We start from the raw sequence: 24,088 nt of genomic DNA, 5'->3' as shown, positions 1-24,088 counted from the left end.
TTGATCAATATATGACCAATTTCCGAGCCGCTGGCTGTACCAGCCAGCTCGAAAATGGTCCGGCGAGCCGCGCCTATATCGTGGCGCCGCCGTTTCCGCAACCTTTACCCGATACGGTTCCAGGCGTCGGCGATTTCGGAGATGATCGCGTGCGCCTTGCGCACGTCGGCCGCGTTCCCGGTTTGGTGTGCCGAGATCATGAGGCGGCGGCATTCGCGATAAATCTGCGCCAGCCCTACCGCGATTTCGCCGCCATGATCCATATCGAGGCTGGCATCGAGCGCATGGATGATCGAGAGCGTGCGGATATATTTGTCGTTCGCCTTCAGCCGGTCGCCTTTGTCCATCGCCAGCGCGGCGGCGTCCATCGCCAGCAGCAGCTCCTCGAACAAAATCTTGACCAGCCCGTGCGGCGTGGCACTCTCCACGCGGCTGCCGGCATGAACGGCGGCGTAACGACGGCTGGCATTTCCTGCAAATCCGGGGGAATAATACATGCGGTGTCGGTCCTGTAATTCTCTTTATAGCGTTACAAATCAGTTCTTGCTGCTGCCGCCGGTCCAGACGTCAATCTGCTGGGTCAGGTAGCTCTGCGTGGCCTTCAGCGCGGCGAGTTTGGTGCCCATCGCCGAATACACCTTGCTGAGTTGGTCCTCATAATCGGTCATGTCCTCGTTCAGTTTTTCCATCTGCTTGGCGTAGTCCGCCGCCAGCTTGTCATATTTGCTCTTGGATGCGGCGATCGACCCGCCGCTCGCTTCGACCGAGGTCTTGAGATCCGCGACGACCTTGGCGATGCCGGGCGTGGAGGCGGTGCTGACGGAGGGATTGAGCATCTGCGCCACGCCCGAGGGGTCGGCCGCGACTGCGGCATCGAGGCGCGTCGTGTCCAGGCTGAGCGTGCCATCCTGATTGGTCTTGACGCCGATATCGCTCAGCGAGCGATAGGTGCCTGATGCTGCGAGGCTCGTCGTGCTCAGCGCGGAGAGCTTGCGCAACATGTCCCGCACGCCGCTGTCACCGGCGAGCGCGCCTGCGGACTTGGTGTCAGTGCCCGGGGCGGTCGCGGCGTTCAGCGCGGTGCGCAGCGTGTTGTAGGCGCTCACGAACTCGGTCACCAGATCCTTGACCGTCGAGGTCGGCTCGTTGGTGGCGAGCGTGACCAGCGTGCCCGGCGCGGCCTTGTTGAGGTCTATGCGGACATAGGGCAGCGCAGTGTCGACGGTGTTGGTGTTGTTGCGATATTCGATGCCGTCGATCTTGATGATGCTGTCGAGCGCCGATTGCTGGCGCGTCATGCCGCCGGTCGTGCCGTCGAAGGTGAACCGGGACAGATTCGTGTCTGCCGTGTCGGTCAGCTCCTTTGTAAGCGTGAAGCTGTTGGTTGCGCCCGACGCGCCCTTGATGATCAGGCGCGCGCCGCGATTGTCGACCGCCACGCTGGCGGTGACGCCTGCATTGGCCCCGTTGATGGCGGCGGCAAGACCGTCCAGCGAATTGTTGGTGCCGTCGATGGTGATCGTCTTCGCGCCGGACGCGGTAGTGAGCGTCAACGTGCCGAGGCCTACAGGGTCCGTGCGGGCGGGAAGGTTTACCGACTCGAGCACCTGTGCGGCGGCGAGCTGTTGCACCTCAATCTGCGCTGGCAGCCCCTGCGGCTTGCCGCCCGGCAGCGTGCTCAGCGCAACGATGGTGGGATCGTTGGAAACCGGCTGACCCGCGAGGTTGGCGTTCTGCATCGCCTCGGTCAGCGCGGTCGAGAAAGTGGCCAGCGAGCTGGTTGCGGAAGCAAGCGCAGAGACGCGCGTGCTGTTGAGGGATTGCTTGCTGGTGATGGCCTGCTCACGCGGGGCGCGGGTGGCGTTGACGAGCTGCGTTACCAGCGCGCCGGTGTCGATTCCCGAGCCGCCGCCGATGATGGTCGCTATGCTGCTGCCGATGCTGGTCATGATCATTCCCTCCAAGGGGATAGAACGGACAGGCGCGCAGGAATTTTAGGGCGAAAAAGCCTATTTTATGCGTGAACTAACAGGATCTGGTCGACAGCGCCCTTGGACACATGAGCCTGCGCCGCGCGGGCGAGTTCGGCCTGCTGGGCGACCGCCCGGGCGACCTCGACCGCACGCTCAACCACCTCCACACTGGCGGGCAGCATCGGGATGATGACAGTGGGCACGGGCTTCAACGCTTCGAGATGTGCCTCGGCAGTTGCGCGCGCCTGCGCGGGAGGCTCGCTGCTGCCCGCGATATCGGCGAGGATGTCCGCGACGCGCGCCTGTACGCGCGCATAGTCGAACGCGCTGGCCATCTGCTCGCGCCGCGCGCCCTCGCCGCTATCCGGATTGACGCCCGAGCCGTTGGACGCGTTGGCCGCAGACGCCGCCGCCTGCACCAGCGGCACCGCTGGCGCCGGGCGCGTGGCGACGATGCGCTCTGGCGCGATCGCGTCTATCCGGGGCACGAACTCATTCATGGCACCACCATTATAGGCGGCGTGTAAAGCCTCGGTGGATGAATCCGATTAAGCGGATTTTAACCCTGTTTGCGGCCGTCGGCGTCGAAAAGCATGGTTTCCGGCACGTCGATCGGCGGCAGATCGCTCTGCGCGGACATACGGTGCTCGACGCGATAGAGGAAGGCAAGGATCGTCGCCACGGCGACGAACAGCGCCTCGTCCACCACCTGCCCCGCGCGCGACGTGAAGTAGATTGCGCGGGTAAGCGCCGGATATTGCAGCACCGGCACCTTGTTCGCCTCGGCCAGTTCCTTGATCGCAAACGCGATCGCATCGCACCCGCGGGCGACCACGACCGGCGCAAAGTCCTTGCCGGGCTGATACCGCAGTGCGACGGCAAAGTGAGTCGGGTTCATCAGAACAACGTTCGCCTCGCTCACCGCCTTGCGCGTACTGCCCGAAAGCACTTCCATCTGCTTGCGGCGGATATGGCCCTTCAGCTCCGGCGAGCCTTCCGACTCCTTGTGCTCGTCCTTGAGGTCCTGCTTGCTCATCGCAAGGCGCTTGAACCGCTGAAACATCTGCCATGGCACATCGATCCCCGCGATCAGCATCAACGCGCCTGCCATTACGAGACAGGCGGTGACGAACACATCGCCGATCTCGCCAGCCGCCGCCTGCAATCCGCCCGCGCCCATCGTGGTGATCTCGGCCAGGCGGCTCGAAACCAGCCAGATGCCGACCGAGCCCAGCAGCAGCGCCTTCAGGATCGACTTGCCCAGCTCCACCAGCCCGTTCATGCCGAACATGCGCTTGAGGCCTGCGGCGGGGTTAAGCTTGGAGGCTTTGGGCATGAACGCCTTGGTGCGGAAACCCAGCGAGCCGAGCATGGCGGGCGCGGCAATCGCGGCAATGATCGTCGCCAGCATGATCCCGCCCACCGGGAGGGCGAGGCCGGACATCAGGCTGACCCCCCGCTCCGCCGGGCTGAAATCCATCACATCCTCGCGCTGGAACTGGAGCGCTTGCGACAGCATGTCTTCCATTGCGCTCATGATCATCGGCCCGGCCATCGCCAGCCAGCCCGCGCCTGCCATCACCACCAGCGCCGTCGCCAGATCGCGCGACTGGAGAAGGTCGCCTTCCTTGGCGGCGTCGGCCAGTTTCTTGGCTGTCGGCTTTTCTGTCCGTTCACCGCCACCGTTGGATTGCTGGGCCATGGCTTACCCGCCGCTCGCTATCGCAAGGGCCTGATCGAGACCCGCCTGCAACGAATCCGCGATCCCCTGCCCCATCACCGGCGCGGTGATGGCAAGAAGGATCAGCCCGCCGATGATCGCCACCGGCATGCCGACGGCAAACAGGTTGAGCGAGGGAGCAGAGCGCGCCAGCATGCCCATGACCAGCTGGATCAGCACCAGCGCGAACGTCACCGGCAAGGCGATGGTCAAGCCGGCACCCAGTAAAGTCCCGCCGAACATCACGAGCCCATAGATCGCGTCGTTAGACAGCATCGCCCCGCCCGGCGGCATCGCCTGATAGCTTTTCACGACATAGCTGGCGAGCAACAGATGGCCGTTCATGCCGAGCAGGAGGAAGGTGGCGAGGATCGAGAGAAATTGGCCTATCGCCTGAGTCGACTGGCCGGATTGCGGATCAACCATCGCGGCAAATCCCAGGCCCATGGCGTTGCCGATCGTCTCGCCAGCCACGAAGGCCGCACCATAGCCGATCTGAAGTGCGAAACCCATCGCCAGCCCGGCAAGCACCTCGCCCATCACGAGCAGCACGCCATCGAAGCTCGCCACGCCGCCTGCGGGCATCTGGAACACCACGCTGTTCATGGCCGCCATGCCGATGGCGAGCGACAGGATGAGCCGCAGCTGCACCGGCACCGCGCGCGCGCCGAAGATCGGGGCGGCGAGAAAAGCCGCACCGGGGCGAATCATCGCGACGAGCCAGATCCAGAGCTGATTCTCGACACCGACGAAGCCTGCGGGGAACATGTGCCTGCGCCTCCCGCCCGGCTCAGCTGCCGAGAACTTCGGGAATGCGCTCGAACACCTCGCGCGTGAAATCCGCGATGAGCATCATGATCGACCCGCCGAAGATCGCCAGCATCGCCGCGACGACGATCAGCTTGGGCACGAAGGTGAGTGTCTGCTCGTTGATCGAGGTCGCCGCCTGGATCATGCCGAGCAGCATGCCCGCCACCAGTGCGGGTATCAGGATCGGCGCGGATGCGAGCGCCGTGACCCACAGTGCCTGCTGGGCGATACCGAAGAAGAAATCCGAGTTTTCCATCGTCCCGTTCTGCCTATGTTGCAAACGAGCCGGCGAGCGACCCCATGGTCAGCGCCCAGCCATCCACCATCACGAACAGCAGCAGCTTGAACGGCATCGATATGATCGAGGGGGACAGCATCATCATGCCGAGCGACATCAGCGTCGATGCGACAACGAGATCGATGATGAGGAACGGCAGAAAGATCATGAAGCCGATCTGGAATGCGGTCTTGAGCTCACTGGTCACGAACGCAGGCAACAGGATCGAGAAAGGCACCTCCTCCACCGTGCGATATTGCGGCGCCTCGGCAAGACCGGAGAACATCTTGAGGTCGCTCTGGCGCGTCTGCTTCGCCATGAAGACATGAAACACCTTGGCGGAGCGGCCGACCGCCTCCTCAATGCTGATCTGCCCCGCGCCATAGGGCGTGAAGGCCTGCTGGTTCACGGCGTCGATCGTTGGGCGCATCACGAACATCGACAGGAACAGCGCAAGGCCGACCAGCACCTGATTGGGCGGCGTCTGTTGCAGGCCCAGCGCCTGCCGCAGCAGCGACAGCACGATGATGATGCGGGTGAAGCTGGTCATCATCAGAATGAGCGACGGCAGCACCGTCAGCAGGCTCATCAGAATGAGAATCTGGAGACTCAAGGAAAGCGGCGCACCGTTACCGGAGACTTCACCCAGCGCGCGCGTCAACGCGCCGCCATTCGCCGTAGCGGGCGAAACAGCCGGAGGCGGCGGCAGCGCGGGTGCACCCTGAGCCACCTGCGCCATCACCGGATGGGTAAACACAAACGCGGCTATCAGACCGATAACCGCAATAACGAGAGCCTTAGCGCGCACGCAGGTCGCTCCCGCCCGTGCCGATGCGCGGCGCAGATGCTCCGTCAGCGATCTTCTCGATCCGTCCACGGGTGACGGAGACGAGCACACGCTGGCCATCGAACTCGATGACCGCGAGCTTGCCGAATGTACCCATCGGCAGCATCTCCAGAACCTTGATCGCGCGGTCCGCCTGTGCGCCGAGCAGGCCGGGCTGATATTTGCGCCACAGCCACAAAGCGCCAAACGCCATGCCGCCAACCAGGGGCAGCATGATCGCAAGCTTTACGAAGTACCAGAACATCGGCTCAGCCCCGCCGCTCGACGCCGGCCATCATCGCCTCGGTATTCGCCACATCGACCACGCGGATGCCATAGCGACCATTGACCGTAACCACCTCGCCACGCGCAATCAGCGCGCCGTTGACCATGATGTCGAGCAGGTCGTCGGCCTGCCGATCCAGCTCGACCACGCTGCCTTCGGCAAGATCAAGGATCTCCGACAGGCGCAGGCTCGTGGAGCCGACTTCCACCGTGAGGCGCACCGGGATGTTCGACAGCAGATGAAACTGCGGACTGGCATTCATCTTGCCAATCGCGCTCTCCATCTTCGGTGCTTCGCTCATATCGCTCATGTCATTGTGGTCCTTAGTTCATCTTTTCGATCATGAAGGCCGCGCGGCCGCTTTGCTCGCCGATCGTCCCCTGGGCGAGCACACGATTGCCCACGAGAAGGGGCACATAGCGTTCGATAGTCACGGGGATCACATCCCCGTTCTTGAGGTTAAGCAGTTCGTTGAGAGTGAGGCTTGGCCGCGCCAGCACGGTCTTCGCCGGAAGGCGGATGTTACCCATCTGGCGGGCAAGGCGTGCCTGCCACAGAGGGTCCTTCAGCTGAATCTCGTCTGGAGCATTGGTAGCGAGCAGCGGTTCGAGCTGGCGCAGCGCAACCAGCGGGAACATCAGCTCGATCGTCCACTCCTGGCCCTTGCCCATGTGGAGAGTGAAGGTCTGGCTCAGCAGCTGGTCGGTCGCCTCGGCGAACACCAGCGCCTGCGGATCATGCTCACGCGACGCAAGCGACATGTCCATCGGCAGCAGGTCTGCCCAGGCGGCGATCAGCGCCTTCATTACGTCGTCAGACATTTTTGCACGCAGACGGTCTTCGCTGCGCGTGAATTCGCTCCGCTCCGCCGCCGGCCGCGTTCCCGATCCGCCATAAAAGCGCTCGACCATGGACGTAACCATCCCGGCGTCGAGCTTGACGAGGATCGCACCTTTGAGCGGATGCAGCTTGTAGGTTGAGAGCGAGCAGAAATTCGGCGCCATCGCGGACCAGAGGTCATAATTGACCATCTCTGCCGGATTGGTCGTCAGGTTGGGCTTGGCGCCGATGATCTGCTCCAGCATCGTGCGCAAATGCCGCGCCACGCGCTCGCCGATCCGGTCCATGCCGGAAAGCGACACAGGCGTCTGCGGTTCGGAAGTCCCGAACGTATAAGGCTGTACGTCGTCCATAACCCAATCAGTCCCCTGTCCGCCGCCAGAGGACTAACCCGGGCTTTGGACGCCCTATTGAATAATGAAATTGGTAAAATAAACGTTATCAACCCCGGAATAGCCCGTCTTTTCACGCAATATTTTGTTAATAAGCGCGGTAAGACGTTGCTGGAGGGCTTCCTTGCCCTGTGGGGTAGACAGCTCAACACCGCTCTGTTGCGAGAGCAGCATGAGAATCGCGGAGCGCAGCGCCAGCTCATGAGTCTTGAGCGCGTCGGTCACGCGCGCGTCGTAAAATGTGGAAATGGCGATCGCCACCTGCACCAGCGAATCGGTATCCGCGAGGTTAGACGTGTAGGGTGCAGGCATCTGGAAATAGGTCGCCTGATATTCGGACGGTTTCTTGGGGCGCGGCAGGTCTATGCCGCCCTTGGGGATCTTGAAGTCGGTCTCGACATGGGGAACGCCCGCGTCCTTCTTTCCCTCACCGCCGCTTTCGGTGGGGGTGGCGCCAGAGTCCGCAATGGCCTTCTCGGCCACGGCGAGTGGATCCTCCCCCTTTTTCACCAGGACTGGCCGGTTGGGGTCCAGTTCGACGACTTCCTCTTCCTCATGCGCGCCAAAGGCGCCGGCGGCAAAGAGGCCACCGGCAACGCCCGCGCCACTCATCAGCAGCACGATGAGGATGATGATGATCATCCCCTTTCCCTTGCCGCCCTTTGCGGGTGCGTCGATAATGTCTTCAGCCATTGGTCCGGTCCTGCATCATGCCCCGTTTCGCGCTTGCTTCAGGCGTAGCGAGCGCTGTCGCCCCGCCCGGAGCGCGTCGGACCAGCCTCATCGGCCTGCCCATCTCTCATAACGGTCGTGGTGAATGGAGCTTTAGGGTTTTGCCCCCCCTGATTCTGTCCAGCGAGCGCGGCGGCGTCCTGCCTGCCCTGCTGGTGTCCGCCATTTCCTCCCATCTGCGCGCTTGTCTGTGCCTGGGACGACTGGTTGCCCTGCTGCGGGTTGGCGGGGTTCTGCTGTTGCTGGCTATTGCCGCCCATGTCACCACGCGCGGCCTCCTGCGGCGAGTTGACGCGATCAATGCGCAGCTCGCCGATGCGCACGGACGCCATGCGCGCATCCTGCATCAACCGCTCCTTGTCGTCGCTGAGAGCGGCAAAGGCAGCGTCATTGTCGACACGCATCAAAATGTCCGACCCGCTGCCGATCGCGCTGGGTGCGATGTCCACCCGTACCGCGCCCAACTCGTGCGAGGCGATGCGGAAGCTGCCGTGACCTGGATTGGCAGCGATGCTCGCGATCTGGCGCGCGACATCCTCGATCCACTGGCCGCTGACGCCCATGTCGACCACCTGCTGGCCAAGGCTTCCGGCCACGCTCAGGCTCGATGCAGGCTGAAGGCCCAAAGGAGCGACCGACGCGGTTGAGGCGGGCAGCGGCTGGCTGGCACCTTCGACACGCGACACGATAGACGCTACGTCCAGACGCGCAGTGGGAGCGTCAGCCCCCTCCATCGCGCGCACCTCACGCGAGTGCGAGAGGTCTTTCAGAGCATTCGCGGGCGATCGATCAGACTGACCATCACCAAATTTTTCGGTTTTTTCAGAATAACTTATTGTCTTTTGCTTTGATTTGAAATCAGGTCCCTCGCTCCCAGCTATCTGCTCCAGCATACTCGCTTCAGCGGGGCTCAGAGCTTCGGCAGCAGGCGCTTTTTCTCCTGCACCCTGCTTTGACGGCGTCGTCACGAAGCTTGGCTGGGCGCGGGTTGTGCCGTCAGTGATCTCCAGCGCACTCATCGCCTCGTGTCCTTCGCTCGGCCGAGGCTCGCGGGCCTCATTCTCGCCGACGGAGACCGACACCGGCTGGGCAACCGGCGTGCGCGCGCCCTGAATGGGGGCATTCGAGTGAAACAGGCTCTGAGCTTTGGGATCGGGCGCGGTTGCAGAGGGTGTGGTCGCCGTTTCTAAGAGAGTTTGTGGCGGAGACAGACTCTGAGCGCCGGGTTCCTGCGCGGCCGGAGCCTGCGCGGAGGCTACGGCATCAGTCGGCTTCCCTTCTGCCTTCGTTCCCCTGGTTTCCTCGCTCTCTTGCTCCTGAAGCGCAACGTCGGCTTGCTTCTTGGCTGAGGCAGCGGCCCGGCGTGTGACTGCTTTTTCGGCTGCGAGCTGGAAGGCAGCGGCATTCTTGCCATCGGTACCTGGACCATGCTCCTTATCCATGGCTGCCTGCGGCGCTGCGTCTGGCTGCTTCGTGACCTGCGGCACCGTCACCGCGACTTGAGAAGGAGGCGCGACTGGCGCATCGGGATTTCCCAGCGCCACCGCCAGCAATGCCACGGCGGCGTCCGGATTATGCTCGCCCGCCTCAGTGGGTTTCGCTTCGGGAGGGGAGACCGGCAGGGGCGATGCCGACGCAGCCGCAGAATCCAGAGTTGGGACGGGTTGCATGATTCCCTGCATCAGCGTGGAAAAATCAACGCCCTCCTTGCCGGTGGCGGTCACGGCCGATAGGTCGCCACTCTCGGTCAAGAACTCGAGCCCCGTCACGGGTGCCCCCCGAACCGCGCCGTGTGCTTTTCTCGGCGCGCCATGCGTTGCGTTGGAAAGTGCCATGGTCATTCCTTATCCCCCATCTGAGCCATCATGCGCATTTTCAGCATTTTGTGCGGTGGGATTGCAGCGATGCGCGCCTCCCGTGTCGCCTCGGCCCGAGCCGCTGCCTGAGCTTTGAGTCTCTCCGCAATTTCCTTTTCGCGGCTGGCCTCAACCTGCATTTCCTGCTTGTAGTCGACCACCTTGCGCGCGTCATACAGCGCACCTTCAAGCTGCTTGCCCGCCCGCTCAAGCCGCTCCGCCATTTCACGGTAGGCCGCAAGTGTACCGCCTATCATATTGCGATCATTGTGAAACAGGTCCGCGCGAACCCGCGCGACCCGTTGGGCGTTATGCTCGATGCTGGCGGCTTCGTCACGCGCGCGGACTGTCTCCGCCACGGCCATGGTGTGCTGCACATCCCGCACCCTCACAAGCCGCTGACGCCGGGATACCAGCTTGCCGCTCATATGCCGAACTCCGCCTGTAGCGCGGCAATGCTAGAGTCCATATCAACCTGACTCTTCGCGCTCTGGCGCAGGAAATCGAGCACCTGCTGACGGCGCGACACTGCCTCATCGATCAGCGGATCATTGCCCGGGCGATAGGCACCCATAAGGATCAAATCGCGATTTTCCTCGTAGGCTGCCCATAGCGCGCGATACATCGCGGCCGCGCCCAGGTGAGCATCATCCGTCACGTCAGCCATCACGCGAGAGAGCGACTTGCCGACATCTATGGCCGGAAAGATACTCTGTTCCGAGAGGTGCCGGGATAGAACGATATGCCCGTCGACGATGGCGCGGGCGGCGTCGACGATTGGGTCGTCGGTGTCGTCGCCATCTGCAAGGACAGTGTAGAGCGCGGTGATCGAACCGCCGGAACGCGTATCCACCCCTGCCCGCTCGGCAAGGCGCGGAATGAGAGAAAGCGCGGAGGGCGGATAGCCTTTCATCGCAGGCGGCTCGCCCAGCGACAGGCCGATCTCGCGCTGCGCGTGGGCGCAGCGGGTGAGGCTGTCGATCAGGAGCAGCACCTGCTTGCCGCGCGCGCGGAAATATTCGGCGATGGCCGTCGCGCGGGCGGCAGCGCGCAGGCGCAGCACCGGCGGGTGGTCCGCAGGCACGGCGACGACGACGCTCTTGCGCATCATTCCGCCCGAAAGCTTGGTTTCGATGAAGTCGCTCACCTCGCGGCCACGCTCGCCGATAAGGCCGACAACGACGACATCGGCCTCGGCCCCGGCGATCATCTGGCCCATCAGTACCGATTTACCGACGCCTGACCCCGCTATGATAGCGATGCGCTGGCCACGCCCGGCGGTAAGCAGCGCGTTGACGGCACGGACGCCCAGATCGAAGCGCTCGGTCACGCGTCCACGATCGAGCACATTGCCGCGCACGCCGTTCAACGGCCAATGGCCCTGCGCGAGCACCGGCCCCTTGCGATCAAGCGGCTGGCCCATCGCATCGATTATGCGCCCGATCAGCCCCTCGCCCACCTGCACCATGTTGGCGGCGCTGTCCGGCTCCACCCGCGCGCCATTTTCCAGCGCGGAGTCCATGTCGAGAGGCACCAGCACGGCCTTGTTGCCACGAAAGCCAACAACCTCGGCCCTCGAAAATCCACCGCCAGAGCATGCGATCCGCGCGCCTGTGCCGACCGGCCTGTTGAAGCCCGTCACCTCCAGCATGCCCGCATCATGGCTGATGAGGCGGCCGACATGGCGCGGCGCGTCAGGCAGCACGGTGTGATCCAGCAGCTTTTCGGCATGAGCGAGCGCGGCGGCGATCATCCCTGACCCTCCATGTCATCCAGCAGTGCCTTCAACCGCGAGAGCTGCACATCAGGCCCATGCTCGATCCAGCCATCGCCTGCATCGAGGCGCACGCAGCCGCGCGCAACGGATGCATCGGGCTGGATCCGCCAGGCAACCTCCCGGCCCCCAAGCAGCGGTATGTCCTCGGGATTGAGGCACAGCGCCGTGCGCGCCTGCTCATCCTCGATGAAAGCGGCGACCGCTTCCACCCGCTGATGCAGCAACTCCGCATTCACAGGCGCTTCGCCCACGATCTGGCTCACCAGCCGACTGACGGCGACGGACAGCATTTCGGACAACGCGCCATTGGCGGCGGGGACGATCTGCTCCAGCGCCTGCGCCAGCCGCGCGCTCGCCTCCGTATCGGCGGCGTGGTTTTCGCCTGCGATGCGCATGCCCGCATCGAACCCCTCCGCAAAGGCGTCTGCCCGCGCCTGTTCGAGCGGATCCTGGCGGCCCTGCGCTGGCGACGAAGCCGGGCGGGTGTGAGAAACCTCCTGCCCGTCTGCAAAGCGCGCACGAAAGGGCGTTCCGGCCGCCGCATTGCCCAGCATGCCGATAGAAACCGGCTGAGCTTCCCCGATTTGCGCCGGTGTGAACACTCTAGACAAAGTCGTCGCCCCCTGCGCCGAGCATGATCGTGCCCTGTTCGGCAAGGCGGCGGGCCTCGGCCACCACCTTCTTCTGCGCGTCGACGACGTCGGCAAGGCGCATCGGCCCGCGTTCCTCCATCTCGTCCACGATCGACTGCGCCGCGCGCTGGGACATGCAGCCCAGCATCTTCGACTTCAGCATCTCGTTCGCGCCCTTCAAGGCCACGACCAGTAGCTCGGTATCGATGCCGCGCAGCAGCGCGCCCATATTCTTGTCGTCCAGCTCGATCAGGTTGTCGAAGATGAACATCTCCTCCTCGATTGTCTGGCTGATGATCTTGTCTCGCTTGGTGAGCGCTTTCATGATGCGCTGTTCCATATCCTTGCGGACATTATTCATGATCGCAGCCGCCTCGCTCGTGCCGCCGCGCTGCGATGTTGCGCCTTTCTTCTGGGTCGGCGTGCCGCTCGACATCATGACTTCGAGGTCGTCGAGCGCCTCGGCGCTGACAGGCCCCAATGTCGCCACGCGGTAGATGACATCTTCCTGGCACTCCAGCGGCAGCATCGAGAGTACGTCCGCCGCCGCGCGCGGCTCGAGATGCGCGAGGATGATCGCCATCACCTGCGGGTGCTCCTGCTCGATGATGGCGGCGATCTCCCCCGCTTCCATCCATTTGAGCATCGAAAGCTTTGTCGTGCGGGTCGGCGGTGTGATGCGCGCGAGGATATTGTCGGCACGCTCCGGCCCCAGGGCCTTGTGCATCGCGCCACGGATGTGGCGAGTCGCGCCATAGCCGATGGTGGTGCGGCGGCGTGCCTTGCTGACGAACTGGTCGAGCGCCTGGTTGACCTCTTCGATCTCCACGTCGGCCACATCATACATGGCGTAGCCAAGCTGGCGCACTTCGTCCGGCTCCAGACGCGAGAGTATCTCCGCAGCCTCGTCCTCGTTGAAGAGCATCAGGAGCACGGCCGCTGCCGCGCTGCCATGCAGCGGCTTCAGATTTTCTTCGTCTACGTCGAGATCAAGCTCAGGCATTTTCTTTGGCCTTGCTACCTTCCCTCAACAGATCACGCACGACGAGCGCGGCGCGGTCCGGGTCCTGCTTCACGAAGTTGCGGATCAGGTCGGCGCGCTGGGCGTAGTCCGGCGTGGAGCTGATCATATCGAGCGTGACCATATGGCTGCCGGGGTTGGCCTGGGCGGCCTTTGCCAGCTCCTGCGACATCTGGAGGCCGATTTCCTGCCGCTTGGCGGCACGGGCGGCGGGCGATATCGTCGGTGCGGCCTTTACCTCGCCGATTTTCTTCAACAGCGGCTTGCCGATGCCGATCACCACCACGATCACGACCGCGAGCGCCGAAAGATTGCGCACCAGCATCTTGAACCAGGGCGCTTCGTAGAAGGGCGGGCCAGCGTCTTCGCCCAGCGCATCCTTGGCGAAGCCGCGCGAGGTCAGTGCCACGGTGTCTCCGCGCGCCTGATCAAACCCCACCGCGTTCTTGACCAGATTTTCGAGCTGCGCGATCTCCTGCGGCGTACGGGGCTTGCCATTGGGCGCATTATCGAGCGCCACCGCGACCGACAGCCGCTTTACAGTGCCGACCGCATCACGGGTGACGGATACCTCGCGGCCCAGCTCAAAGCTGCGGTTGTAGCTCTCCTGCGTGCGCAACGGCGCGATATTGGGCAGGGTCTGGCCGTTCTGGGCGGCTGAAGGCGGCGTTGCGCCATTCGCGCCAGCCGCCGCTTGCGCATTCGCGGCCTGCGTGCCGACACCGGGCGCGGGAGGCGCGGTGTTGGAGAGCGCACCCGGGATGCCGCCCGGCTCTGCGGGAAGGCCGGGGCCGTTGTTCGGATTGCCCGCTTGCCACGCGCCCTGCTCCACACGCAGCCGCGCTTCATCCTGCGGATAAGTCTCGCGCGTGGCCTGGCGCTCATTGAAGTTCACATCGGCGTGAACTTCGGTCGAAAACTTGCCGGCGCCGACGATCGGCGTCAGCAAAGCGACCACCGCCTTGCGATAGCCTTCCTCGATCTTTTGCTGAACAGCGATCTGGCGATCCGTCTCGCCCTCGACCCCGCCCACGCTGGAGAGGAGGTTGCCGTTCTGATCGACCACAGAGATGGCTTCCGTTGAAAGATCGGGAACGGATGAGGCGATCAGATGCACGATAGCCTGCACCTGCCCGTCCTGCAGCGACTTGCCACTGGCGAGGCGCAACATCACGGAGGCGGCCGGCTTGGTCCGATCGCGCAGGAAGATGCTCGGCGCCTCCACCGCGAGGTGAACCCGCGCGGCCTCGACCCCGTCAATCGCTTCGATCGTCCGGGCCAGATCCATCTCGCGCGCGGTGCGCAGCTTCTCTCCCTCGACCGCGCGGCTGGCGCCCATCGGCAGGCTGTCGATCATGCTGTTGCCATCGGGCGCGCTCTTTGGCAGCCCCTCGGAGGCGAGCATGATCTTCGCTTTGAAATAATCGTCCTCCGCCACCGTGATCGCGCCGGACTGGCTGTCGAACTTGTATTTCATCGAATTCTTGTCAAGCGCGTCGGCGACGGCCGCCTTCTCGCTGTCCGGCAGACCCCGGAACAGGTCGCGCTGCGGCGGCTCGCGCAGGGTCGTCCAGGCGAGCGCGGCCGCGCCGACCACACCGAGCAGACCCAGCATCGGCAGGCTCTTCGCCACGGCTGGCTGGCTCAATATGTCACCAAAGCGGAAGCTCGGCCGGGCAAAGCCGCCCGCGGCGGGCGCCGAAACCGCCGGAAGAGCAGGGGCAGCCGCAGGTGCAGGTGTGAAAGGATCATTCATGATTTATCGTTTCCCCGAAATTCCGTTCGCATCACACCGGCATGCTCATGATATCGCGATAGGCAGAAAGCAGCTTGTTCCGCACCTGCAGCGTGGCCTCGAAGCTCACGGAAGCCTTCTGCTTGGCCAGCATCACCGCTGCTATGTCGGTCGTCTCGCCACGCTCGAACGCGCTGGCCGCAGCACTGGCCTCGCTTTGCAGGCCGTTGACCTTCTCCAGCGCGCCTTTAAGCGCCGTAGTGAAATCCGCCGGGCCGGAGGGCGCGCCGACGCCGCCGCCCTTGACGCCATCGACCTGAGCGCCGCCGGGAGTGCCGGAAACATCGCGCAGCGCCGCGTTCTTCTGCAATATGGCGTTGCGCATCGCCATGATGCTGTCAGTGGAAATGCCGTTCATCGCTCAGCCCTCCCTGCGTTTCACGCGAGCGCCAGATTGCGCAGCTCGGCGAGCCGATAACGCAGCGTGCGTTCGGAAATTCCCAGCTTGCGCGCGGCAAGCGCCCGATGTCCGTCCGCCTCGCGCAGCGCGTGGCGCACCGCATCGAGCTTGGAGGCCCGCGCTATATCTTGAAGTCGTGTCGGCCGTCCGCGTGAACCGGACATTATAATAGGTTCCACCACCGGCACCTGCGGCGCCAGCGCCCGCTGCGGCTGGGCGAAGGGCGCGACCGGCGCCATCAGTGACAGATCGCTGGCGACGATCCGCTCGCCTTCGCGCAATACCAGCGCGCGTTGCAGCACATTGCCCAGTTCACGGGCATTGCCCGGCCATTCATGGGCCTTGAGCGCGCTGATGGTGTCTTCGGTCGGCCAGATGAACTCGGCTTCCGGGTTATGCTTCTCGTCAAAGCCCAGCAGCATCGCCGCCGCAATCGCCAGCACATCACCCCGGCGCTCGGCGAGCGGCGTCATCGCCAGCGGCATGACATTGAGGCGCCAGTACAGATCGCTGCGAAAGCGCCCGGCGTCAGCTTCAGCGGCAAGGTCGCGGTTGCAGGCGGCTATCACCCGCACGTTGACAGGCACCGGATGCGTTGCGCCCACGGGCAGAATTTCCCCCTCCTGCAGCGCGCGCAGCAGCTTGGCCTGAAGGTTCAGCGGCAACTCGGCAATCTCGTCGAGGAACAGGGTGCCGCCATCCGCCGCCAGGAACAGGCCGTCGGACGATTGCGCCGCGCCGGTAAAGCTGCCCTTCTTGTGGCCAAACAACATGGCTTCCATCATCGTCTCGGGCAGCGCCGCACAGTTGACCGCGATAAAGTCTCGTTCCCTGCGGCCGGAGCGGGCATGGAGAAAGCGCGCCATGCCTTCCTTGCCGGTGCCAGTGTCTCCCTGGATCAGCACGGTCGCGTCGCTCATGGCGATGCGGGAGGCCAGCATCATCAGCCGCGCGCTCGCGCCATCCCCCACCGCAGGCGTGCCGGACGGGCGCAGTAGCTCCGCCACCAGCGCGCAGGCGAACTCGGTATCGGCCGGGCCGAACTCGACCCGAGCGGGCAGTCCGTTTGCGGCCCGGATAAAGCGCGGCTCGCCCTCGCGATAGTCAATGAGTATGTCCCTGCAGTTCGCAAAGGCGATCTCGCTTGCAAGCATCACATAGATGCTGCCCTTGTCGCGCGGCAAATGCGCGGCGACAGGCGCAATATCGAGATAGGCATGCTCCAGCCAGGCCTGCAAGGCAGGCACGCGCGCACAGAGCGCGTCGCTGATGCCAAAAGTAGACATCGTTTCCAGTCCCCATCATGTCGACAGGTCCGTGCCCCCGCACATTCCTGTCCCTTCGATGGGGCGATTGTGCGTAATAACGCTTAGGATATGGTTAATGGCTGCCGCCTTTATTGCCGGGCGGCAATTTTTTTCCGCCTTTTTGCATTTTTTTGCCGTTGCCATTGCCGGAGCCGAAAATTCGGCAGAAATTCGTGGGTTTCAGCACTCCCCGCTTGGCCAGTTTTTGCCGCTTTTTTGCCGGTCGGGCGGCAAATCCGGGCCGTTAACGACTTAAGCGGCCCCGGCAATCGTCGTTTTTTCGCTTCGAGGCCGCAAGCGTCAACGAGGCAAGCGACCGAAACATTCTTCAGGAAAGAGGAAAACCATGACTGTTATCGGAACCAACATTGCCGCAATGCGCGCCCAGGCTGCTTCGAGCTCGGCCGGAATGCAGCTTCAGGCTTCTATGGAGCGTCTGTCTTCGGGCAAGCGCATCAACAGCGCGAAGGACGACGCCGCTGGCCTCGCCATCGCCACCAAGATGACCGCGCAGATCCGCGGCCTCAATGCTGCCGCCCGCAACGCCAATGACGGCGTGTCGCTCGCTCAGACGGCGGAAGGCGCGCTCGGCCAGATCAGCAACATCATCCAGCGCGTTCGTGAGCTGGCTGTTCAGTCCGCCAACGGTACCGTGACCAACGCTGACCGCGCTGGCCTGGACAACGAAAGCCGCGCGCTGCTCGATCAGATCGACGCGATTGCCAACACCACCAACTTCAACGGCGTGAAGCTGCTCGACGGCACTGCCACCAGCGTCAGCATCCAGACCGGCACCGGGTCTTCGGACACCGTTTCCGTGACGCTGGCGAATGCCACCACCACCAATCTGGTGATCAAGAAGGCAGCTGCCCAGGGCACGGCCGGTACGAGCGAAATCGACCTCGCCAACACCACCAACGCCTCTGCCGCACTGGCAACCCTGGACACCGCACTGAGCACGATCGCTTCGGCCCGTGCATCGCTCGGCGCCAGCCAGAACCGCCTGTCGGTTACTGTCGAGAACATCAGCTCGACCGTCACCAACCTGACCGACGCCCGCTCGCGCATCGAGGATGTGGACTTCTCTTCCGAGACGACCAACCTCGCCAAGGCGCAGATCCTGAGCCAGGCCTCCACCGCGATGATCGCGCAGGCCAACCAGGCTCAGCAGGGTGTCCTCTCGCTGATCCGCTAAGATCAGAGAGTGAACTGAATTGACCGGCCGGGGTTTTGGTCCTCCCCGGCAAGTCATCGGACCCCCGGCACACTCCAGTCCCCACCGTGCCGGGGGTCTTACCTTCGATCAAAGACCACAAGGCAAAAACGCCACAGACATATTTCGCACAATTCCTCCGCCCTCCCCCCAGGGCGGAGGCTTTCTCACACCGAGAAAACAATATTATTTCGTTTTGAAACAACGTTATAAACAGGGCGCACGAAAAAATTTACCATAGCAGTTAAAGCTCCGGCGGCGCCCGCCGTTTCTCCCTTTCGAGGCCGCGATGGCTCCCATGCCGTGGCGACCTACCTGTTAGAAAGGGACCAAAATGACTGTTATCGGAACCAATATTGCCGCGATGCGCGCCCAAGGCGCCTCGCAAAGCGCCTCCATGCAGTTGCAGGAGTCGATGGAGCGCCTGTCTTCGGGCAAGCGCATCAACAGCGCGAAGGACGACGCCGCCGGCCTCGCCATCGCCACCAAGATGACCGCGCAGATCAAGGGACTGACTGCCGCTTCGCGCAACGCCAATGACGGCATCTCCATGTCTCAGACGGCGGAGGGCGCGCTCGGCCAGATCAGCAACATCATCCAGCGCATCCGCGAGCTGGCGGTGCAGTCCGCCAACGGCACGGTGACCAACGCCGACCGTCTGGGGCTCGACAATGAAAGCCGCGCGCTACTCGACCAGATCGACACGATCGCGACCACCACCAACTTCAACGGTGTGGCTCTGCTCGATGGTTCATCGGCTAGTGTCTCCATTCAGACTGGCATCAATGCGAGCGATACGGTGGCGGTAACACTCACCAACGCCACGACCACCAACCTGGTGATCAAGAAAGCGGCTACTCAGGGTACAGCTGGCACGAGCGAAATCGACCTAGCCAACACCACCAACGCATCAGCGGCACTTGCAACCTTGAGCACGGCGCTCGCCGCCGTCGCCTCGGCTCGTGCATCGCTTGGCGCCAGCCAGAACCGCCTGTCGGTCACGGTCGACAACATCGCGTCCACCGTCACCAACCTGACCGAAGCCCGCTCGCGCATCGAGGACGTGGACTTCTCCGCCGAGACGACCACACTCGCCAAGGCGCAGATCCTCAACCAGGCCTCCACCGCGATGATCGCGCAGGCCAACCAGGCTCAGCAGGGCGTCCTGAAACTGATCCAGTAATAAAGTTCGGCTTGGGAGCATTTTCAGGCAAAGTGGAAACCGGTTTTCCGCCTGAAAATGTTCCGAATACAGGATAGACCATTTTCCGAGACGATGCCCGTTCGCGGTCATCTGGAAAATGGTCGGGACCGGCCCATGGTATTGGTCCGCCTCAAGCCGGTCTTATGACCCCCGGCACTCTCCAGTCCCCCTCCGTGCCGGGGGTCCCACTCTTCGATCACGCGACCACAAAATCATAATTTCTATAGAAAAATCAAAGCCCTCGCCTTCCCCCAAAGCGAGGGTTTTTCTATTGCGGCACAGCGCTAGCATCCACTTGCAAATCTGCCGTCAACGTGTCGGCAGCGGCTTCAGGCACCACTGGATCGCGCGCCAGGGTCTCGATTTGCTCAAGCTCCTCGATCTCGCGGCCACCGGTTTCGATATTGAGGTCTCGCAGCTTGCGCCCGGTGACGAGCACGCGGCTTTCGAAGCTCGACGTGAACCTGTTATAATCTGCGACCGCGCTGTTGAGGCTGCGCCCCATCTTCTTGAGGCCGGATGCCGCCACGGAGAGTCGCTCGTAAATCTCCTTGCCGAGATGCCCAATCTGCTTGGCTTCCTGCGCCATTTTCTCCTGCCGCCACACCGCCGCGACCGTGCGGGCAATGGCGATGAGGTTGGTCGGCGTCGCCAGCAGCACTCGCTTGGCAAAGGCATAATCCCACAGGCCAGGCTCGCTATCGAGCGCTGCGGTGAGGAAATGCTCACCCGGCACGAACATGATGACATAATCGGGCGTATCCGCAAATTGAGCCTGATAATCCTTGCGGCCGAGCGCATCGACATGGGTGCGCATCGCGGCAACATGGCGAGCGAGACACTCCGCCCGCGCGCTCTCGCCATCCGCCTCGAACGCATCCTGATAGGCATTCAACGATACCTTGGCATCGATCACCAGGCTCCGGCCGCCTGGAATCCGCACGATCACGTCCGGGCGCAGGCGGCCATCCGCGCCCTCCACGCTTACTTCGGTCTGAAAATCCGCATGCTCGGAAAGGCCTGAGCTTTCCAGCACATTGCGCAGCTGCTGCTCACCCCAGCGACCCCGCGCCTTGGGCGCCGCCCGAAGCGAGGTCACCAGCCGCTGCGCCTCGGCCTGCACCCGCTCCTGCCCGGCCCGCATCGAGTCCATCAGGCCTTTCAGCTCGCCATAAGCCTCGGTGCGGGAGCGCTCTATCTCCGAAATCTTGGTGTCATGCTGCCGGATGCTGTCGCCAATCGGCTGGAGCAAAGCCTTCAGCTGCGCCTCGGATCGCTCATGCTGTTGCGACAGCCGCTGATCCGCGCGTTCAAGAAACGCGCGCTGCGCCTCGCCCAACAGCTTGCCGCCGATCTCGCTGAACTGCGCCGACAGCTGTTCACGCGCCTCGCCGAGCGCACGCAACTGCGCCTCAAAGCTTTCGGTCCGTGCCTGCGTCTCTGCCTCCAGCGCGGCGAGCCGGGTACGCAAGGCATCCCGATCATCGCGCACCGCCAGTAATTCCGAGCGCGCGCTCTCGGCGCGGCGCTGTTCTTCGGCAATGTCGCGCAAGGCAGAATTGCGCTGTTCCTCGGCGCGAACCAGCCCGTCCGCCGCCTCACGCTCGCGCCGACGCAGTTCTGCGAGGGGCCGCGTGCCGAAAACCCAACCGAGCATCAGCCCAATGAGAAGTGCGACAAAACCGATGCCGAAGACCAGTGGCTCCACGCAATTCCACTCCACCCACCTGAGAACGAAATGGGAACATATCGGTTAACCGGGCGACGTGCAAGCACGAAGACCAGATCAGGCCGCGCGGCGAGCCTTTTCCAGTTTTTTCAAAAGCATATCGCGCTTCAGCTTGGATAGGTGATCGATGAACAACACGCCGTTCAAATGATCCATCTCGTGCTGGAGGCAGGTAGCCAGCAATCCGTCCAGCGTCTGCTCATGGATGCGCCCTTCCCGATCCAGCCAGCTCGCCCGGATTGTCGCCGGGCGTTCCACCTCGGCAAACTGATCGGGCACGGAAAGGCACCCCTCGTTATAGATCGACAGCTGCTCCGACCCTTCGAGGATCTGCGGGTTGATGAAAACGCGCGGGTTCCGCACCGGCGGGGCGCCCTCCTCATCCGACTCCGGCTCCTGAAGGTCCATCACCAGCAGGCGCTTGGGCACGCCAACCTGGATTGCCGCCAGCCCGATGCCGGGGGCGGCATACATGGTTTCAAACATATCGTCGATGAGCTGCTGAAGCGCGTCGTCGATCGACTCCACCGGCGTCGAAATGGTGCGCAGGCGCGGATCGGGCGCCTCGATGATTGGAAGAATGGCCATAAGCCCCAGATATGGGAACAAAGCGAGATTATCAAGAGATTCGGCTGCTTATCCGAGTGGTCTTCGCGCCCGCAAGGCCTGCGCGAGCGTACCCTCGTCAAGATAATCCAGCTCTCCGCCCACGGGCAGGCCATGGGCAAGCTGGGTAAGGCGGACGGGCATGCCCTCCAGCCGCTCGGCAATATAATGCGCGGTCGTCTGCCCTTCCAGCGTAGCGTTCATGGCGAGCACGACCTCGTCAATGCCGCCTGCGGAGACACGCGCAACCAGGCTGCCGATGCCCAGATCCTCCGGCCGCACGCCTTCGAGCGCTGAGAGCCGCCCGCCCAGCACATGGAAACGCCCTGGAAACAGGCGGGATTTGTCGAGCGCCCACAGGTCCGGCACGTCCTCGACCACGCACAGCGATCGCGCATCCCGGCGCGGATCCGCACAAATACCGCACGGATCGGTGGTGTCGACATTGCCGCAGATCGAACAGGTCGAGAGGCGCTCGTTCACCCGTTCCAGCGCATGAAGCAGCGGGCCGAGGGCGCTTTCACGTTTTTTGAGCAGATAGAGCACCGCGCGCCGGGCCGAGCGGGGGCCGAGGCCCGGAAGGCGGGAAAGAGCCTGCGTCAACGCTTCGATTTCGGGTGAGGCCATGGGGAAGCACATAAGGGCTTGCATCGCGGTTGCACAAGGGCTTGAGAGGGTTTCCATGAAGATCATCTATATGGGCACGCCTGATTTTGCGGTTCCTGCGCTGGAAGCGTTGCACGAGGCAGGGCATGAGATCATCGCGGCATATAGCCAGCCGCCCCGTCCCGCCGGGCGAGGCAAGGCGCTGCGCCCATCCCCCGTCCATGCCACAGCTGAGGCGATGGGGCTGGAGGTGCGCACCCCGGTCTCGCTCAAGGGCGCGGAGGAACAGACGGCATTTGCGGGTTTGAACGCCGATGTCGCGGTCGTTGCGGCCTATGGGCTGATCCTGCCGCAAGCTATTCTCGATGCGCCCAGGCATGGCTGCCTCAATCTGCATGGCTCACTGTTGCCGCGCTGGCGCGGCGCTGCGCCGATCCAGCGCGCAATCCTCGCGGGTGACACGGAAACCGGCGTTCAGGTGATGCAGATGGAGGCAGGGCTGGATACAGGCCCGGTCCGCGCCACTGCGCGTACGGAGGTCGACGGCAAGACGGCGGGCGCGCTCACAGCGGAGTTGGCGCAAATGGGCGCGCGCCTGATCGTCGATACGCTGGCGGACCTCCCCGCCTACCCCCCGGTTGCGCAGGCTGGCGACGGCGTGACCTATGCCGCCAAGATCACGAAGGACGAGGCACGGATCGACTTTGCGGCGGGCGCAATTCAGGCGGAGCGGCAGGTGCGCGCCTTCAACCCCGCGCCCGGCGCATTTCTCACGCTCGGCGAAGAACGGTTCAAGCTTTTGGCGGCGGACGTGGTCGCGCAGCCGGGGCAGCCCGGCCTCGTGCTGGACGATCGTCTTCTGATCGGCTGCGGGGCGGACAGCATCCGTCCCACCCTCATCCAGCGCGCCGGCAAGGGGGCCATGGGCGTGGACGAGCTGCTGCGCGGCTTTGCCATACCCGCCGGAACGCGGCTTGCATGACCCGCTTTGTCTTTACAGTGGAGTTCGACGGCCGCCCGTTCATGGGATGGCAGCGGCAGGCGCATGGCCCAACCGTGCAGCAGGCGATAGAGGAAGCATTGGAGCGGATCACCGGCGAACAGCCAGCCCTGCATTGCGCCGGGCGCACCGATGCCGGTGTTCATGCGCTCGCCATGCGCGCCCATGCGGATATCGCCAAGGAAATCGCGCCCTTCCGCTTGATGGAGGCGCTTAACGCGCATCTGCGGCCAGACCCGATAGCCATCAACGCCTGCGAGATCGTGCCGGACGATTGGCACGCGCGCTTTTCCTGCCTCGGGCGGTCTTATGTCTACCGCATCGTCAACCGCCGCGCGCCGCTCACATTCGAGAAGGGTCTGGCGTGGCAGATCCCTCAGCATCTTGAAGAGAACAAGATGGCGCAGGCCGCCGCTTTGCTCATCGGCAAGCATGACTTCACCACCTTCCGCTCCGTTCAGTGCCAGGCGGATAGCCCGGTCAAGTCACTGGATCGGCTGGACGTCGTGAGGGAGGGAGATCGCATTACCATCCATGCGGCCGCGCGCAGCTTCCTCCATCACCAAGTGCGCTCAATGGTCGGCTGCCTCGCGCTCGTCGGCATGGGCACATGGCAGGTGGAGGACATGGCGGCCGCGCTCGCCGCCAAAAACCGCGGCGCGCTGGGTCTCAACGCGCCGCCGGATGGATTATATTTCGTCGAAGCCCGCTATTAAAGCTGCTGCTCAAGCCACGCCTTGAGCTGGCTTTTCGGTGCAGCGCCGACCTTGGTGGCAACGGGCTGACCATCCTTGAACAGGATCATGGTCGGGATGCCGCGCACGCCGAGCTTTCCGGGCATGTCAGGATGATCGTCGATATTGTGCTTGGCAATGACCACCTTGCCGTCAAGCTCATCGGAAATTTCCTCGAGCGCCGGGCCGATCATCTTGCACGGCCCGCACCATTCGGCCCAGAAATCGACAAGAACGGGCACATCCGAACCGAGCACGTCCGTCTGAAAACTGCTGTCGCTGATCGCCTTGGTCGCCATATGAATCTCCTTTTCTGAAGGCAATGTAGGGCCGCACCGCGCGCACCACAACG

General features: G+C 63.5%; 28 protein-coding genes. 5 read left to right on the top strand and 23 right to left on the bottom strand.

Annotation, left to right across the window (positions count from 1 at the left end):
- Window positions 1–104 precede the first annotated feature (104 nt).
- The 19 genes from fliS to OOT33_RS03850 all read right to left on the bottom strand — a co-directional run bounded on the left by fliS (window position 105) and on the right by OOT33_RS03850 (window position 16,623).
- Window positions 105–497 carry a flagellar export chaperone FliS gene (gene fliS, locus OOT33_RS03940; RefSeq protein WP_307748712.1) on the bottom strand — a complete coding sequence of 131 codons (393 nt, stop codon included), beginning with the start codon at window positions 495–497 and terminating at the stop codon, window positions 105–107.
- Between the two features lie 39 nt (window positions 498–536).
- On the bottom strand, window positions 537–1,949 hold the full coding sequence (fliD, locus tag OOT33_RS03935) for a flagellar filament capping protein FliD (RefSeq protein ID WP_307748711.1): 1,413 nt from the start codon (window positions 1,947–1,949) through the stop codon (window positions 537–539).
- 65 nt (window positions 1,950–2,014) lie between these two features.
- Window positions 2,015–2,473: a hypothetical protein gene (locus OOT33_RS03930; RefSeq protein WP_307748710.1), complete on the bottom strand. Its 459-nt coding sequence runs from the start codon at window positions 2,471–2,473 to the stop codon at window positions 2,015–2,017.
- A gap of 59 nt (window positions 2,474–2,532) precedes the next feature.
- Window positions 2,533–3,675: an EscU/YscU/HrcU family type III secretion system export apparatus switch protein gene (gene flhB, locus OOT33_RS03925; RefSeq protein WP_307748709.1), complete on the bottom strand. Its 1,143-nt coding sequence runs from the start codon at window positions 3,673–3,675 to the stop codon at window positions 2,533–2,535.
- A gap of 3 nt (window positions 3,676–3,678) precedes the next feature.
- Entirely contained in the window at window positions 3,679–4,461 is a 783-nt protein-coding gene (gene fliR, locus OOT33_RS03920) for a flagellar biosynthetic protein FliR (protein WP_307748708.1), read from the bottom strand.
- A 22-nt stretch (window positions 4,462–4,483) separates the two neighbouring features.
- Window positions 4,484–4,759, bottom strand: coding sequence for a flagellar biosynthesis protein FliQ (gene fliQ / locus OOT33_RS03915; RefSeq protein WP_307748707.1), 276 nt, complete (start codon window positions 4,757–4,759; stop codon window positions 4,484–4,486).
- A 13-nt stretch (window positions 4,760–4,772) separates the two neighbouring features.
- On the bottom strand, window positions 4,773–5,519 hold the full coding sequence (gene fliP, locus OOT33_RS03910; protein WP_307749288.1) for a flagellar type III secretion system pore protein FliP: 747 nt from the start codon (window positions 5,517–5,519) through the stop codon (window positions 4,773–4,775).
- Between the two features lie 58 nt (window positions 5,520–5,577).
- Window positions 5,578–5,871, bottom strand: a complete 294-nt coding sequence (locus OOT33_RS03905) for a flagellar biosynthetic protein FliO (protein WP_307748706.1) — start codon at window positions 5,869–5,871, stop codon at window positions 5,578–5,580.
- Between the two features lie 4 nt (window positions 5,872–5,875).
- Window positions 5,876–6,202 (bottom strand): flagellar motor switch protein FliN, encoded by a 327-nt coding sequence (gene fliN / locus OOT33_RS03900; protein WP_307748705.1) that lies wholly within the window; start codon window positions 6,200–6,202, stop codon window positions 5,876–5,878.
- A gap of 13 nt (window positions 6,203–6,215) precedes the next feature.
- Window positions 6,216–7,085, bottom strand: a complete 870-nt coding sequence (locus tag OOT33_RS03895; RefSeq protein ID WP_307748704.1) for a FliM/FliN family flagellar motor switch protein — start codon at window positions 7,083–7,085, stop codon at window positions 6,216–6,218.
- 54 nt (window positions 7,086–7,139) lie between these two features.
- Window positions 7,140–7,817 carry a flagellar basal body-associated FliL family protein gene (gene fliL, locus OOT33_RS03890; RefSeq protein ID WP_307748703.1) on the bottom strand — a complete coding sequence of 226 codons (678 nt, stop codon included), beginning with the start codon at window positions 7,815–7,817 and terminating at the stop codon, window positions 7,140–7,142.
- Window positions 7,818–7,855: 38 nt separating this feature from the next.
- Window positions 7,856–9,691 carry a hypothetical protein gene (locus OOT33_RS03885; RefSeq protein ID WP_307748702.1) on the bottom strand — a complete coding sequence of 612 codons (1,836 nt, stop codon included), beginning with the start codon at window positions 9,689–9,691 and terminating at the stop codon, window positions 7,856–7,858.
- A gap of 2 nt (window positions 9,692–9,693) precedes the next feature.
- Window positions 9,694–10,140: a hypothetical protein gene (locus tag OOT33_RS03880; RefSeq protein ID WP_307748701.1), complete on the bottom strand. Its 447-nt coding sequence runs from the start codon at window positions 10,138–10,140 to the stop codon at window positions 9,694–9,696.
- Window positions 10,137–11,465: a FliI/YscN family ATPase gene (locus tag OOT33_RS03875; protein ID WP_307748700.1), complete on the bottom strand. Its 1,329-nt coding sequence runs from the start codon at window positions 11,463–11,465 to the stop codon at window positions 10,137–10,139. The genes OOT33_RS03880 and OOT33_RS03875 overlap by 4 nt, the downstream gene beginning before the upstream one ends.
- On the bottom strand, window positions 11,462–12,091 hold the full coding sequence (locus OOT33_RS03870) for a flagellar biosynthesis protein (RefSeq protein ID WP_307749287.1): 630 nt from the start codon (window positions 12,089–12,091) through the stop codon (window positions 11,462–11,464). Before OOT33_RS03870 ends, OOT33_RS03875 begins: the two co-directional genes overlap by 4 nt.
- Window position 12,092: 1 nt before the next feature.
- Window positions 12,093–13,124 (bottom strand): flagellar motor switch protein FliG, encoded by a 1,032-nt coding sequence (fliG, locus tag OOT33_RS03865; protein WP_307748699.1) that lies wholly within the window; start codon window positions 13,122–13,124, stop codon window positions 12,093–12,095.
- On the bottom strand, window positions 13,117–14,898 hold the full coding sequence (gene fliF, locus OOT33_RS03860) for a flagellar basal-body MS-ring/collar protein FliF (RefSeq protein WP_307748698.1): 1,782 nt from the start codon (window positions 14,896–14,898) through the stop codon (window positions 13,117–13,119). The genes fliG and fliF overlap by 8 nt, the downstream gene beginning before the upstream one ends.
- 31 nt (window positions 14,899–14,929) lie before the next feature.
- Window positions 14,930–15,295 (bottom strand): flagellar hook-basal body complex protein FliE, encoded by a 366-nt coding sequence (fliE, locus tag OOT33_RS03855; protein ID WP_307748697.1) that lies wholly within the window; start codon window positions 15,293–15,295, stop codon window positions 14,930–14,932.
- 20 nt (window positions 15,296–15,315) lie between these two features.
- Entirely contained in the window at window positions 15,316–16,623 is a 1,308-nt protein-coding gene (locus OOT33_RS03850) for a sigma 54-interacting transcriptional regulator (RefSeq protein WP_307748696.1), read from the bottom strand.
- A 97-nt stretch (window positions 16,624–16,720) separates the two neighbouring features.
- Here OOT33_RS03850 and OOT33_RS03845 point away from each other — a divergent pair, with 97 nt between their 5' ends.
- From OOT33_RS03845 to OOT33_RS03835, 3 genes are all read left to right on the top strand, one after another.
- Window positions 16,721–16,900 carry a hypothetical protein gene (locus OOT33_RS03845; RefSeq protein ID WP_307748695.1) on the top strand — a complete coding sequence of 60 codons (180 nt, stop codon included), beginning with the start codon at window positions 16,721–16,723 and terminating at the stop codon, window positions 16,898–16,900.
- 90 nt (window positions 16,901–16,990) lie between these two features.
- Window positions 16,991–17,839, top strand: coding sequence for a flagellin (locus OOT33_RS03840; RefSeq protein ID WP_307748694.1), 849 nt, complete (start codon window positions 16,991–16,993; stop codon window positions 17,837–17,839).
- A 352-nt stretch (window positions 17,840–18,191) separates the two neighbouring features.
- The gene (locus OOT33_RS03835) at window positions 18,192–19,040 is read left to right on the top strand and encodes a flagellin (protein ID WP_307748693.1); all 849 of its coding nucleotides are present in this window, start codon (window positions 18,192–18,194) and stop codon (window positions 19,038–19,040) included.
- A 289-nt stretch (window positions 19,041–19,329) separates the two neighbouring features.
- Here OOT33_RS03835 and rmuC read toward each other — a convergent pair whose 3' ends face one another.
- The 3 genes from rmuC to recR all read right to left on the bottom strand — a co-directional run bounded on the left by rmuC (window position 19,330) and on the right by recR (window position 22,023).
- The gene (gene rmuC, locus OOT33_RS03830) at window positions 19,330–20,769 is read right to left on the bottom strand and encodes a DNA recombination protein RmuC (RefSeq protein ID WP_373690488.1); all 1,440 of its coding nucleotides are present in this window, start codon (window positions 20,767–20,769) and stop codon (window positions 19,330–19,332) included.
- 78 nt (window positions 20,770–20,847) lie between these two features.
- Window positions 20,848–21,378: a peptide deformylase gene (gene def / locus OOT33_RS03825; protein ID WP_307748692.1), complete on the bottom strand. Its 531-nt coding sequence runs from the start codon at window positions 21,376–21,378 to the stop codon at window positions 20,848–20,850.
- 48 nt (window positions 21,379–21,426) lie between these two features.
- Window positions 21,427–22,023 (bottom strand): recombination mediator RecR, encoded by a 597-nt coding sequence (gene recR, locus OOT33_RS03820; RefSeq protein WP_307748691.1) that lies wholly within the window; start codon window positions 22,021–22,023, stop codon window positions 21,427–21,429.
- A gap of 55 nt (window positions 22,024–22,078) precedes the next feature.
- Between recR and fmt the strand changes: the two genes are divergently transcribed.
- Together fmt and truA are read left to right on the top strand one after the other, a co-directional pair.
- Window positions 22,079–22,984 (top strand): methionyl-tRNA formyltransferase, encoded by a 906-nt coding sequence (gene fmt / locus OOT33_RS03815; protein WP_307748690.1) that lies wholly within the window; start codon window positions 22,079–22,081, stop codon window positions 22,982–22,984.
- Window positions 22,981–23,718, top strand: coding sequence for a tRNA pseudouridine(38-40) synthase TruA (gene truA / locus OOT33_RS03810; protein ID WP_307748689.1), 738 nt, complete (start codon window positions 22,981–22,983; stop codon window positions 23,716–23,718). The genes fmt and truA overlap by 4 nt, the downstream gene beginning before the upstream one ends.
- Here truA and trxA read toward each other — a convergent pair.
- The gene (gene trxA, locus OOT33_RS03805; RefSeq protein WP_307748688.1) at window positions 23,715–24,035 is read right to left on the bottom strand and encodes a thioredoxin; all 321 of its coding nucleotides are present in this window, start codon (window positions 24,033–24,035) and stop codon (window positions 23,715–23,717) included. The genes truA and trxA overlap by 4 nt on opposite strands.
- Window positions 24,036–24,088 lie beyond the last annotated feature (53 nt).

The organism is Sphingobium sp. DEHP117 (assembly GCF_030867385.1).
Classification (GTDB): domain Bacteria; phylum Pseudomonadota; class Alphaproteobacteria; order Sphingomonadales; family Sphingomonadaceae; genus Sphingobium.
Note: the sequence above shows the minus strand (reverse complement) of the source record. Positions and strands in the feature narration are given on the sequence as shown.